This window comes from Parachlamydia sp. (assembly GCF_050255895.1).
GTDB lineage: Bacteria > Chlamydiota > Chlamydiia > Chlamydiales > Parachlamydiaceae > Parachlamydia > Parachlamydia acanthamoebae.
In genome coordinates, this window is record NZ_JBFWIR010000005.1 from 18,720 (window position 1) to 30,951 (window position 12,232).

General features: G+C 39.2%; 12 protein-coding genes and 1 tRNA gene. 7 read left to right on the forward strand and 6 right to left on the reverse strand.

Features of this window, described 5'->3' with window-relative positions; all coding sequences use genetic code 11:
• The first annotated feature begins 12 nt into the window (after positions 1-12).
• The 3 genes from AB7E63_RS01640 (at position 13) to AB7E63_RS01650 (ending at position 3,604) form a co-directional block, all read left to right on the forward strand.
• Positions 13-2,181: a GreA/GreB family elongation factor gene (locus AB7E63_RS01640; RefSeq protein ID WP_036745875.1), complete on the forward strand. Its 2,169-nt coding sequence runs from the start codon at positions 13-15 to the stop codon at positions 2,179-2,181.
• 149 nt (positions 2,182-2,330) lie between these two features.
• A complete protein-coding gene (gene rdgB, locus AB7E63_RS01645) occupies positions 2,331-2,924 on the forward strand; it encodes an RdgB/HAM1 family non-canonical purine NTP pyrophosphatase (protein ID WP_013924309.1) in 594 nt (197 codons plus the stop codon).
• Positions 2,924-3,604 carry an NYN domain-containing protein gene (locus AB7E63_RS01650; RefSeq protein ID WP_428418513.1) on the forward strand — a complete coding sequence of 227 codons (681 nt, stop codon included), beginning with the start codon at positions 2,924-2,926 and terminating at the stop codon, positions 3,602-3,604. The genes rdgB and AB7E63_RS01650 overlap by 1 nt, the downstream gene beginning before the upstream one ends.
• On the opposite strand, the gene AB7E63_RS01655 is transcribed toward AB7E63_RS01650, so the two are convergent.
• Positions 3,605-3,677: transfer RNA gene (locus tag AB7E63_RS01655), tRNA-Ala, on the reverse strand.
• Between the two features lie 252 nt (positions 3,678-3,929).
• On the opposite strand from AB7E63_RS01655, the gene AB7E63_RS01660 reads away from it, so the two are divergent.
• The 4 genes from AB7E63_RS01660 to AB7E63_RS01675 all read left to right on the forward strand — a co-directional run bounded on the left by AB7E63_RS01660 (position 3,930) and on the right by AB7E63_RS01675 (position 7,215).
• Entirely contained in the window at positions 3,930-4,343 is a 414-nt protein-coding gene (locus tag AB7E63_RS01660; RefSeq protein WP_006340231.1) for an SDR family NAD(P)-dependent oxidoreductase, read from the forward strand.
• Positions 4,344-4,418: 75 nt separating this feature from the next.
• Positions 4,419-4,574 carry an SDR family oxidoreductase gene (locus tag AB7E63_RS01665; RefSeq protein ID WP_226987496.1) on the forward strand — a complete coding sequence of 52 codons (156 nt, stop codon included), beginning with the start codon at positions 4,419-4,421 and terminating at the stop codon, positions 4,572-4,574.
• 13 nt (positions 4,575-4,587) lie between these two features.
• Positions 4,588-5,691: a phosphodiester glycosidase family protein gene (locus AB7E63_RS01670; protein WP_100067476.1), complete on the forward strand. Its 1,104-nt coding sequence runs from the start codon at positions 4,588-4,590 to the stop codon at positions 5,689-5,691.
• Between the two features lie 207 nt (positions 5,692-5,898).
• Complete coding sequence (locus tag AB7E63_RS01675) at positions 5,899-7,215, forward strand: hypothetical protein (RefSeq protein ID WP_428418516.1); 1,317 nt, start codon at positions 5,899-5,901, stop codon at positions 7,213-7,215.
• Between the two features lie 76 nt (positions 7,216-7,291).
• Here AB7E63_RS01675 and AB7E63_RS01680 read toward each other — a convergent pair whose 3' ends face one another.
• The 5 genes from AB7E63_RS01680 to AB7E63_RS01700 all read right to left on the reverse strand — a co-directional run bounded on the left by AB7E63_RS01680 (position 7,292) and on the right by AB7E63_RS01700 (position 12,231).
• Positions 7,292-7,858 (reverse strand): hypothetical protein, encoded by a 567-nt coding sequence (locus tag AB7E63_RS01680; protein WP_428418518.1) that lies wholly within the window; start codon positions 7,856-7,858, stop codon positions 7,292-7,294.
• Positions 7,859-8,210: 352 nt separating this feature from the next.
• On the reverse strand, positions 8,211-9,254 hold the full coding sequence (locus AB7E63_RS01685; protein WP_059360248.1) for a hypothetical protein: 1,044 nt from the start codon (positions 9,252-9,254) through the stop codon (positions 8,211-8,213).
• Positions 9,255-9,273: 19 nt separating this feature from the next.
• Entirely contained in the window at positions 9,274-9,738 is a 465-nt protein-coding gene (locus tag AB7E63_RS01690) for a hypothetical protein (protein ID WP_013924316.1), read from the reverse strand.
• Between the two features lie 84 nt (positions 9,739-9,822).
• Positions 9,823-11,214, reverse strand: coding sequence for an NAD(P)-binding domain-containing protein (locus tag AB7E63_RS01695; protein ID WP_059360246.1), 1,392 nt, complete (start codon positions 11,212-11,214; stop codon positions 9,823-9,825).
• A 9-nt stretch (positions 11,215-11,223) separates the two neighbouring features.
• On the reverse strand, positions 11,224-12,231 hold the full coding sequence (locus AB7E63_RS01700) for a 1-acyl-sn-glycerol-3-phosphate acyltransferase (protein WP_428418520.1): 1,008 nt from the start codon (positions 12,229-12,231) through the stop codon (positions 11,224-11,226).
• Position 12,232: the final 1 nt, after the last annotated feature.

Sequence of the window (12,232 nt, forward strand, 5' to 3'; positions counted from 1 at the left end):
GGGATGACGGCAATGGGCTATTTGGAAGAATTTCACACTCAAATTCAAAATAGAGATTTTAATAAATTTTTTCAACTTTGGGAAGAGTATTGCACGTGCGATGTTGTCGATGTTGAAGAGCTTCTTCAATTACTTAGCATGATCAAAAAATCAGATCTGGCTAAGCCATTTGGGGAGTATGTGGAAAGCGCACTTCCGACATGGGAAAAAATCGAAAATCCCAAAGACTCTTACGAGGTTTTGAAACTTCTGATTGACTTAGAAACGACAAACACTCCTCTTTTAGCCGAAATTACCCACGACATTCTCAAAAAACATCACGGAAATGATCCTTTATTTGAAGAAAGGATGCGTTTAATTGGATTGCGCAAAAAAGATAAATTCCAAGGAGCCATCGCAAACTATGATTTATTAGCCCACATGAAGAAAGGGAAAGTCGTTTTCCACAATGCCGGATGGGGCACAGGGGAAATCATGGATGTTTCTTTGGTCAGAGAGCAGGTCATTCTCGAATTCGAATGGGTGTCTGGCCGAAAAGATCTCTCCTTTGCGAATGCATTTAAAACCCTCATTCCACTTCCTGATGATCACTTCTTAGCACGCCGTTTTGCAAATCCAGACGAATTAGAAAAAGAAGCAAAAGACGATCCAGTAGCAGTTGTTCAACTTCTTCTCAAAGATTTAGGGCCCAAAACTGCAGCCGAAGTTAAAGATGAATTGTGCGAATTAGTGATTCCTGAAAAAGATTGGAATAAGTGGTGGCAAGGGGCTCGTGCAAAAGTGAAAAAAGACACGATGATTGAATCTCCAGAAGGGATAAAAGAACCCTTCAGGCTTCGCAAAACAGCATTGAAGCACGAAGACAGATGGCAAAATGCGATCGATAACCAAACGGACACAAATGACCTTCTGCAAACCTCTTATCAGTTTGTGCGTGATTTCCCAAATATTTTAAAAGATCAAGAAGTCAAGAAAACTCTGCAAGCAAAAATCACAGGATTGCTGACAAAATCAGATCTTCTCCCCGAGCAAGAAGTTCAAGCGCATCTGTTTCTTGATTCCTTCTTAGGTCTTTCGGAACATGGTAGAATGGCTCAAGCTTTGATTGTGCAATCCGATCAGCCTTTTGAACTGATTCAAAAAGTCGACATTACCCCATTTAAAAAACGGGCGTTGATGGTTGTGAGACACTCACGCGCAGATTGGTCACACATTTTCCTCGAAATGTTTGCGAAAACAGATCAATCCACTTTACGTGAATATTTGATTAAAGAAATCTGTGCAGATGAAGAAGCGAAAACTCTACTCCTCAATATGTTGGAAGATTTGCTCCACTACCCTGAAAAAAATCCGGAATTGTTTGTTTGGTATTTCCAAAAAGTGGTTAAAAAAGCAGATGGGATTCCTTACAATGACAAAGAAGGTCAAGGTCGTTTCTTAGATGGCTTCCTCGTCCTCATGCATAAACTAGAGGGAGACCCTCAACAACGCGAGCTGATTCGCAAGATGTACAATCTCATTAGCGAAAAACGCTATGCAGTCATCCGAGCCCTCATTGAAGGGATGAGCAAAGAATTTGTAAAAGAGTTTCTGTTGCTGGCCTCCAAATGTCAGACCTTTACTGAGCATGATCTAAAAATCTTAGCTTCTCTTGCGACTGTCGTTCATCCAACTTTAGGCGCAGCTAGACAAAGTAAGGATACAAAAAACGATCAGAATACGATTTGGACGACGGAAGAAGGATACCTACAAACACAGGAAAGAATTCGGCAGATTGGAACAACGGAAGTTGTGGAAAATGCGCGTGAAATTGAAGCTGCGCGTTCCTTGGGAGACTTGCGTGAAAATTCTGAATATAAGTTTGCCTTAGAGAAGCGTTCTCGTCTTCAAGGGGAGCTAAAGCGTTTGTCCGAGCAACTTAATCGTGCACGCATCATCACGAAAGACGATATCTATCTCAATCAAGTTAGCGTTGGAAGCATTGTGGAATTGGAAGATCCTGAGAAAAATGTGGTGACATATACGATCTTAGGACCTTGGGATGCAGATGCAGATACAAATATTCTATCATTTCAATCTAAATTTGCCGAGGCGATGTTAGGACGAAAAGTTGGAGAAGAATTTGAGTTTAGAAATCAGAATTTCACCATCCGGACGATTAAAAACATCTTCCAAGATTAATAAAATTTGACTCTTTCTTAGCAGATGATTTGAATAGAGTCTAATATGCGCTATAAAATCCCAACGGGAGACTTATAAAGTTTCTTTGTTGGGATTGTTATATTGAGGCCCTCTCGGATTTAACTGTCATCTACTTAAAGGAGTCTGAAATGGAAATTGTGCTTGCAAGTTCGAATTTACATAAAATTCGAGAGTTCCGCGAAATGTTTAAGTCTTTGCCTAGAATTGATGTTCTCTCGCTTCTTAATTTTCCACAATATAAGTCTCCAGTCGAAGAAGGCAAAACCTTTCAAGAAAATGCGCAGCTGAAAGCGGTTGATGCAGCTAAAGTATTAGGTAAGTGGGTGCTGGCAGATGATTCAGGATTGGTTGTTCCCGCTTTAGATGGGGCGCCGGGCATTTATTCACGACGTTATGCGGGCGAGGATGCTACAGATGCAGAAAACCGACAAAAGCTTTTGCAAAATATGCAGCATTTAAGCGAAATTCAGCGTTCTGCCTATTTTCAGTGCTCTTTAGTGCTTGCATTGCCAACGGGGGAAGTAAAAAAAAGTGTGACAGGCATTTGTGAAGGCTTTTTGCTGAAAGAAGAAAAAGGGAGGTATGGTTTTGGCTATGATTCTCTGTTTGTCAAACATGATTATGACAAAACGTTTGCTGAGCTAGATGATTCTACAAAAAACCGTATTTCTCATCGTTACAAAGCTTTTGAAAAGCTGCTGGGAGTTTTGCAGAGTTTATAATGCATTACTTTATTGATGGCTATAATCTCATGTTTCGCGTCTTGCGAGTCGGTGATAATCTCGCTCTACAGCGTGAAAAAATCATTGAAGATCTCCACACCAAAATTGCCGCTTTAAATTTAAATGTGACCCTTGTTTTTGATGCGCAATATCAACTGGGGGAGACTTCCCGCACACATTATAAGCAGCTCGAAATCATCTTTTCTTCTACGGGAGAAACGGCGGATGAATTCATCATCAGTGAATTGAAAATACGCAAGTCACCGTTTCAATGTACCGTTGTAACCTCAGATAAAAAGTTAGCCTGGCTGTCTAGATTGCAAGCCGCTAAAACAGAAACAGTTGAAGAGTTTATCGGATGGTTAAATAAGCGCTATGCCAATCGAGGGCGACGGCGGATTCTCCCTCGTCTTCAGCTTGAAAAAAAACAAATAACTCCACCAAAAAAAGTCCCCACAGAACCTCTACCAGCTGTTCAAGCAGAAGATTGTTTTTCCTACTATCTCAATGCCTTTCAAAAAAATTTAGAAAAGCTCATTGCAGAAAATCCCCCTAAACGAAAAAAAGCATCGCTAAAAAAAGATAAACAAATTCAAGAAGAACAGGTCCGCTTGGAATCTGATTATTCTCGCTGGGAAAGGCTGTTTAATGAAAGGTTGAAAGAAGATCAAAAAGAGTGATGGAGTGTAACGGATTCGAACCGATGACCTCAACAATGCCATTGTTGCGCTCTACCAACTGAGCTAACACCCCAGGACCTGCTAATCATAGAGAAGGCCCCTTTTTTTTTCAATAACCGCGTTTTAAAAGCGCTGGGATTTTTTCTATGGCGTCTCCATAAAGAGAAAATCTTCTGTTTTCCCTGATAAAAACTAATCATGTGGCAATTTTTTTTGATTAAATCCATATTTTCACAAAACCTGTATATCAACTAAGAACTTGAATTATTAACCTTAGAAGATTACGATGTTTTTTCTTTTTTAATTAAAATATGTAGGAACACTTATGTCACTTGCAGGAAAATGCATTGTGATCATTGGAAGAAGCTCGGGGATTGGCCTTGCCATAGCGCAACTTGCTGTAAATAAAGGTTTTGAGGTTGTTATTGCTAGCCGCTCGCAACAAAAATTAGATAAGGCAAAAGAAATAATCGGTTCAAGCGTCATTGTCAAACAACTCGACGTGTCTGATGAACATAACGTGAAAAATTTCTTTTCTGAGATAGGCCATTTCGATTATTTAGCAACTCCAGGCTCTTCTAGTTCTACTGGATCTTGTTTGGAACTCGATACATCGATTGCACGAGCAAGTTTTGATAGCAAATTTTGGGGGCAATATTATTCCATAAAATATGGCACGCCTCATATAAGCAAAAATGGTGCTATTGTGCTTTTTTCAGGGGTTTTACACTTGAATTAGCTCCTATTCGTGTGAATGTTATTTCGCCGGGGTGTATCGATACTCCACGTCTAGCCCATGTATATGAAAAAGATAATGAAGCTATGCTTCAAAATTTTAGTGAAACGTTTACCTGCTAAACGTCTTGGGGAGCCCATAGAAATCGCGAAATGTGTTCTTTATTTATTTGAAAATGACTATGTGACTGGCACCATCCAGTATGTTGATGGTGGGTATCGAATCGCTATTTGAAAAGAAGGAAAAAATGTTTAATTCAATCATCAATCGACTATTTTTGATCAGCTGTCTAGCCATTGTGAGAACTGCTATTGCAGTCGAGCTTCCGGAGGGAATTTCCTATAGCCATATTTTTTTATCGGATCAAACATCCGTACATGTTCTTGAAGTGAATCCTCATTTTTTTGATATCATTCCCGTTAAAAACAAGGGCGATGTTGAAGCTGTTAGCTCGATGGCCAAACGGCATAAGGCTATTGCAGCAGTGAATGGGGGCTTTTTCAAAATGAAAGGTGAGTTTGCGGATCTCCCAATGGGAATTTTAAAAATCGATAATCATTGGTATGGAACTCCGCACAAACCTAGAGGGGCTATTGGATGGTCTCATGCTGATGAGAAGGTACTTTTTGATCAAATCTTAACGCAAATTTATGGTTATAGTGGAAATGCCGTAATTCCAATTGATGGAATTAATCGCATTCTAAAAGATCAGCAGGTTATTTTGTGTACGCCTCACATCGGAAAACAATTTGATTACCCAAACCTTGGACTACAGTTGTTGATCAAAGATCAAAAAGTGAGCAAAATTGAAAAAAAGCGAGCCTCTATTCCTGCAGATGGGGTCTCTCTAATGATTGGAGTTCTTAAAACGCTTTCTTTTCCCCCAATAGCGGAAGGTGACGATTTTGAATGGGATATTCATGTTACCCCTCAATCTCATCCTCCTTACACGAAAAGTGAAGAATGGAGTGATATCGTTCATATTGTAGGAGGAACTCCAATTTTGGTGAGGGGAGGACGCCTTGTTACAGATTTTAGTGCTGAGCAAACCGGTTCTCATTTTTTAAACGTACGTTTAGCTCGAACTGCTGTAGGTATTTTAGAAAATGGAAATTGGCTATTTGTCGTTGTAGATGGGTTTTATAAAAATATATGGAACACAAAAGGAATCACAATTCCAGACTTAGCGGAGCTTATGCAAAAACTTGGGTGTGTAGAGGCGCTTAACCTATGTGGGGGCAAGTGTTCGACAATGGTTTTGAAAAATGTGGTTGTCAATGATCCTCCTGATGGCACTCGAAAAGGAAGAAAAGTATCGGATGCGTTGGTCATTATTCCAAAAAATCGGTAAGCCCTGATGCAATAAAGAAGGCATAGAAATCTATGTCTTCTTTTGAAACCCTTTTCATTATATCTTCGATGATCTTTAGCATTTATTTTATGCTTAAAAAAGGTGTGAAGTAAGATTTTATGTGCCATTAATTTTTTCGTTCTCTATGATCACTCCGTATTAGCTTCAAAGAAACATTTTTTATCAATATAAGATAAGGAGCGAAGTATGTTTCCACCTGCCTTAGGAATATCCAGTGGTCATTGGTTTGTCAGACAAGAAGTTCATGAAGACAAACACAAAGAAGATAGATGCATCAAATTAAAAGATGAGCTTTTACAGATACTAGAGAATGTTGGTGCTGAAGTAATAAAAGAAATCTTTGCTCGAAGAGCAGAAGAATTTTCTGCAGACATGTTTTTAGAACATGAAGGGGCAGATAGGGTCCTTAATCATCGGTCCATTTTAGAGGTCGCTTTAGAACAAAGTCGAGTCGATTTGCCTGAAGAAACTCTTTCTTTTCTTCTCAACCAGTATGTGATGCTGGCGAAAGATACAGGAATCAATCTTTTGCATATATTTGCGCGAAATAAGCTATCAACCAATATGCAATTGTTAATGAAGAAAACAGTACAAGAAAATCCTGAATGGCTCCAAGGACAAAATATAAGAGGTTTGACTCCTGTAGAAATGAGTATCCATAGTTTCCCGATCACACAGGATGACTCCGCTATCAGTTTCATGGTTCAAGAATGTTTTAAAAAATCTGCTCTCAGTGAAAAAGAGAGGGGCGAATTACTTGCGCGCATAAATGAACTGACTCAAAGCGAAGCGGTTTTGGTTAGGAACGTAGGTAAAAAACTTCATTCTAAAGTACATTCCATCGTAGATCCCACTTATAAAATCAAGCAGGCTATTAAATGCTTAGAATTGCAAAAAGAGTTGATGACCGTTTTTGCAAGAAACAGTTTTCAAGAGATTAAGGATCTTTTTGAAAGGCGAGGAGATGAATTTGTTGTTAAAATGGAGTCTTTAAAAGATGAAGATCATGACGATCGTTCTATCATGGAAAATGCCATGGTAGCAACAGAGAAAGTTTTATCCGTAGAAATAATTGAATACCTAATCAAGTACTACATTCAAGCATCCAATCAAACAAGCGATTTGAATTTTTTACATATCATTTTGAGAAATTGTTCCTCTTCGGAAAGATTAAGAGAGATTGCCAAGCAAATTGTAGAGCGTGATCCCAGACAGCTGCAGCCTTTATGCAGTTTTGGAGACTGTGGAAGAGTGAATGCCGTAGAATTAGCTGTGAGAGTTTCTTTCGACGAGAATTTAATTAAATATTTGATCCAGAAATATCAGCAAGCATTTGTTTTAGAAAAGGATGAAATAAAAAAAATATTGAAGCACGTGGATTCTCTTTCTACACATCGAGCATATGATGCTTTGTCCAATAATTTGAGGAATTATATCGAGTCGCTTTTGAACGCTCGAGCTTTGATAGCATTCCCTCTATTTTCGCTTGATTATGTCATTTAAAGTCATTCTAGAAGACATGGGGCTATCCCATGTCTTCTATTGTTTAACCCAAGAAACGCAGGGATGGAAATACTCTTTAAAAAATTTTAAAGTATGTCAGGAGCATTTTTTCCTCATCCGAAATCTCAGCAGCTTGATCCACAATAGCAGGGGATTGCTCATCGAGCTCCGCCATCATCATCTTAGCAATTGGATAAGATTTTATTTTAAAATATTCCCCATATAAATGTTCAGAGTATCTAGAGCTCACTTGAGATAATTTAAGAGATTTTTCTGCTATGGCAGCTAGGTCACCCCCCTCTGATTGAGTATTTTTTAAAGATACATCGAAGATAGATCCCATTTTATTCCTAACCTCAGTGGTCACCCTTGATAAATGATCACTGATTTCTCCAGGATTTAATAATTTTTTTGTAAATTCAAATGGTTCAACAACAAGTCGAGCTTCTTTTTGAATTAATATTTTCATAGAGCCCAAAATAACTGTTTGCATGACTTTAGTTATGCGTTGATCTAGTGCGGAAAGTTCATGGCTTCGTTCCTGAAGAATCCTGTTGTAAAATGTTAGATATTCTAATCTATAATCATCATCGGTTTTCTTCGCATGATCTATCAAAAGCGGTTGAGCTTCTGAAAAAATCAAATTGGCCAATTTAATGGAGGCTTCATCTTCTTTTTTTGTATACAATTCTGTAAATAAGGGGATGGGGCTTGGATTTACACAAAAATCTAAAATCATTAATTTAACCTTTAGCTAAATGGGATTATGCAAAATAAACTAAAAAACCTCGCATCCAAAAATTATTTTTCTAAAATAAGAAAGACAGTTATGGAAAAGCATCTCTATATGCATTTTTGAGGGATTAATCAAATTAATTTTATGTAATGAGAGCTTTTTTATAAAGATAATTAGTTGAAGATCTATTTTGTTAATAACTAATCACGTATTCAAACCTTAGAGAAAGATATGGACTAGAACCTCGACTACAATTGGCTTAAGGTTTAAACGAAAAGTGGTCTCGAAGGCGTTCGGGAATTTGATTAAACATCCAATTTTGGAGCTTGACGCGATGTTTTTGGTATAAAACGCCACAATAAATGAGCAAAATACCGATCAAGCTGAGAACAATAGGAAACCAAATTGAGTTCTCAAATATACGGTATGCCACATGACTGAGATAGGCAAAAATACCGATCGCTCCAACAATACAGAGGATTTTTCTTTGAAGAAGGATGGAAAGAGAAAGTAAAATAAAATTGATCAGTAGATAGATCAATAAAATCCATTCATTTTCACTATGATTCCACGCTAAATCACATAAGCTAGACCAAAAGGCGAGTGTTCCAAAGAAATAACTCCAGAAGGCGTATTTATCTTTGCCATAACGGTCCAAAAAATACCCCGCGATCATAAGTCCTAATCCGTAATATAGAGATACCCAAGTGATAAGAGGATAGGTGTATTGGCTTTCACCTCTCAAGAAATGCACTCCATCCATAACCAGAAACCAGCCAGCCACAAAAATGGGGATGGTGATGAGAGAGGAATTAAAAAATCTCAAGGCGAGGAATCCCGCTAGTAGCGTACCGATTTCCATAAATATCCAACTTCCTTTAACGCGGGAATAGAAATCGGCATATTCGCCAGGGTAATCGGTCGGCCAAACTTGCAGATAGACTTCTAATCCATAAATGGCTAAAGGAACCATGCAAATGGCGAGCGTAATGAGTAAGCTAGCTGGCGTTCGCAAGGTTTTATTTTTCCATAGGACACTTCCAAACCAAGTCAGAAGAATGGAATACAGGGATGCAATCAAAAAGATACCCCCGCCGCCGAGAAGCTCCCAATTTAAGCCCATAAATAAAATTATGGCGCTGATGGTGATCAAGGAGCCGAAATAGTACAGAAGTTTAAACGGGGTTGTTTCTTGAGAAACAGAGTGTATATTTTGAAGCGCCTTCCAAAGGACATCCGCTTTTTCTTTGGAGATATTTGCTTTTAAAGCGTGCAAGAAAAAGTCTTCTTTTGAGATGTCCATTGGAATGGCTCATAGGGCTTTAGTTAATATGCACGAGATCTTCCTGACCGGCATAGAGATTATAAACAGTTGTAAGCTCTGTTATCTGATTATCTTCATTAAAATGCAACATGGCAAAAGTAATGTAAGCTTTTTCTTCTTTTGTTGTGCAGATGTAATAGATTGTCGCAGATTGTGTTTCGGGAGAGACAGTCACGTTTAAAACCTGTGCGTACCATCCGCCCACCCAAATTTTGGCAAATTCCATTTGTTCTAAAAAGCTTTCGGGTGTTTCATCGGAAAGTTCACCGTTTACGGATTTTCTAAATGTAGGAGCAAATATGGATTCGCTACCTTCAGCTCCCCCCTCTTCTGAACCAAATTGGTTCACAAATTCGACATAGCGCGAAGTGGAATCTAATAAACTTTGATAATCAGCAGAAGCGTAATTGGGTGCCGCAAAAGAAGCGAAAAACAAAGCGATAGAGAGAAACAAATATTTCATAATAAATCCCTTTTTTTGTTTAGGATGGTTATATAATTTTAAATTATATGAGTATTTATTGGAATAAAAACTGATCTATTATTTTTAATTCTGAAAAAATTTGTAATTATCTTGAATAAATTCATTAACTTGGAATTCTTTGAGTTGTGTGTCGTAATCCATCCAATCTTCTGTAAAAAAATCTTTGGTAATTCCTCTTGCTAAACGTTGAGCTCCTCTTCCAATACCGGGGATGTCCCCACTTAATTGACCGTGACTCAGCGTAGCAGCATAATTGAAGCAGTAAATGTTTTTAAGAAAGGGTGCTTCGCCCTTCATTTTTTCCAAAAATTGAAAGTGAGGGCCTAAATAGGGACTTTGATAAAACCAATAAGGTCCGTTTAAGTGCTGAATTCCAGGACGATCTTTCCAAAGAAGGATCTGATGCATAAACGGGGCAAGTTCAGGTTGTTTAAATCCATCAATCTCAAAGCCTGTTGCCAAGATAAGAAAATCGTAGGTGAGAGAGCCTTTATTTGTATCGATTAAAATTTCATGCTGGGTGGTTGTGGCGCGGGTAATTTCTCGTCCCAATAGAACTTGAAAATGGGGAAACTCTTTCATTCTTTCTAGAACCTCGACAGGAGGGGGTATTCCGTCGCGATAGCAGGCGTCTAGAAATTGCCACCGTTGGTTATCATCAAGATCGTAATAGCCTTCAAAAAAGCCCGTATACGTCAGACTCGCAGCTTTGTTCACATGGGGTAAGCTGGGTCGTCTGATTAGAATGTCAGCAGATTTAGCCCCGCATTCTAAAGCTGTTTCTGCAGCGTCAAATCCAGAAGCGCCTCCTCCGATAATTCCAATCCGTTTATTTTTCAGTGTCTCATAGGGGAAGCTCTCATTGGTATGTGCATAAAATTTTTTGGGCAAAGGATACACAAAGAAAGGGAATCGCGATCCCCCGAATCCCCCTCTTCCCGTTGCGAGTATTAGCTTACGCGTGGTGATGGTTTGATCGTTGATTTGAAGTTGAAGGCCTTGGTTAAACTCCTGAATATTTGTCAGGGTTCGCTTGTTTTCAACAGGAAGGCTAAGGATATGGCGCAACCAGCACAAATAATCCATCCACAGGTTGGTTGGAATTTTCCTCAGCCTTTCCCACTTTTCTTTGCCGAACAGATGTTCATACCAAGCATGGAATGTGAGGGAAGGAATGTCGAGAGCAGGACCAACGAGTTCTTTCATAGAGCGTAGGCTTGGCATACGGGCGTAAGTGAGCCAAGGTCCTTCAAGACCTGTTTCATTTTGATCAAAAATCTGGATGTTTGAAACGCCTAAGCGTTGGAGGGCAAAAGCTGCGGCCAATCCCGCCATGCCAGCTCCAATAATCACAACATCATATTGAAAAGAGGAGGGGACAATCCAAGAAGGGGAAGGGGACTGAATCTTTTCTAAATCTTCGGCTATTTGTTGTTTCAACTTAAAACTAGCCATCGGTCGCTCTTAAGCATTCATGTATTCAGATATTTTTTTATAATCCTTGCGCACAAGCTCCCAAATTTGATCGGCGCGTAATTTTCGACGCAACTTTTTATCTGATATCTCACTTCCATCAAATTTCTCCATGTCAAATTCCGCACCAAAAGAAAGGCATAGAGGTGTGCAACGCGCATATCGATGCTCACCCAGCTCTTTTTTAATGCTATTGGGAGGAGGCAGTAAGTCATAAGTTGCAAGAGCTAGGGGATAGAAATGTGTCGGATGTTGAGCTTGTTGTGACATCAGCCAAAACATTTCAATGCTCTGCGGATTAAAAGGGGCGACATCAAGTCTTCCGTGTTCATCAGGGCGGTCTCTACCGCCACTAGGAGCCACATAAATACATTTGCCTCCTTCGGAAAGCAGCTGAGCCATCTTTTTCATTGTTCGCTGATTGTGCTGAAGCTTTTTAGCTTTTTCTTCTGGTGGATTTTCAGTATATTTCTTTGAGTAGATACATAGCAAGTTGCGCCCTTTGCTAAAGGGAACAGCCATTGGATCCATGACCACGCGATGACCTGCAACGAAAATCATATCCTCGGCAAATTTGGGATGCGTATTCTCGAGCAAGAGGCTAATTGCTTGTGGGTCTGGTTCTGTTTGATGGTTTGCAAACAAGATCACATTATGTTTTTTAACCAGCAATTCCACCATTTCGTCGACTCGCTCCAAGTGAAAAACTTTGGAGCGGTCCAGCTTAACAAGAGGACGCATGTAATCAAGACCAAATTCATAGTAATTAAAGGGAGAGGTAATTTCCTGGTGAAAGGGCTCAAAATGAAAAGGGGAGCGAATTTGCTCAATCACAAAATCTAAAAAGCGATGATGAAGCGGTTCGAAAGAGGCCATGCATTGCCCATTCGAAGTAATCGCTTCTGCATAGCTTAAATAGAAATTTTTTAACGCTTGCGCGAATGACTCTGAAATCAGCCCCTCGTGCAAGGTTTTTTCCACCCTTTTGATATAGTCCATG

Excerpts from the sequence above, each read along its gene's own strand:
- AB7E63_RS01640 (WP_036745875.1), top strand. The coding sequence starts at position 13 with ATGGGCTATTTGGAAGAATTTCACACTCAAATTCAAAATAGAGATTTT.
- rdgB (WP_013924309.1), top strand. The coding sequence starts at position 2,331 with ATGGAAATTGTGCTTGCAAGTTCGAATTTACATAAAATTCGAGAGTTC.
- AB7E63_RS01650 (WP_428418513.1), top strand. The coding sequence starts at position 2,924 with ATGCATTACTTTATTGATGGCTATAATCTCATGTTTCGCGTCTTGCGA.
- AB7E63_RS01660 (WP_006340231.1), top strand. The coding sequence starts at position 3,930 with ATGTCACTTGCAGGAAAATGCATTGTGATCATTGGAAGAAGCTCGGGG.
- AB7E63_RS01665 (WP_226987496.1), top strand. The coding sequence starts at position 4,419 with ATGAAGCTATGCTTCAAAATTTTAGTGAAACGTTTACCTGCTAAACGT.
- AB7E63_RS01670 (WP_100067476.1), top strand. The coding sequence starts at position 4,588 with ATGTTTAATTCAATCATCAATCGACTATTTTTGATCAGCTGTCTAGCC.
- AB7E63_RS01675 (WP_428418516.1), top strand. The coding sequence starts at position 5,899 with ATGTTTCCACCTGCCTTAGGAATATCCAGTGGTCATTGGTTTGTCAGA.
- AB7E63_RS01685 (WP_059360248.1), bottom strand. The coding sequence starts at position 9,254 with ATGGACATCTCAAAAGAAGACTTTTTCTTGCACGCTTTAAAAGCAAAT.
- AB7E63_RS01690 (WP_013924316.1), bottom strand. The coding sequence starts at position 9,738 with ATGAAATATTTGTTTCTCTCTATCGCTTTGTTTTTCGCTTCTTTTGCG.
- AB7E63_RS01695 (WP_059360246.1), bottom strand. The coding sequence starts at position 11,214 with ATGGCTAGTTTTAAGTTGAAACAACAAATAGCCGAAGATTTAGAAAAG.
- AB7E63_RS01700 (WP_428418520.1), bottom strand. The coding sequence starts at position 12,231 with ATGGACTATATCAAAAGGGTGGAAAAAACCTTGCACGAGGGGCTGATT.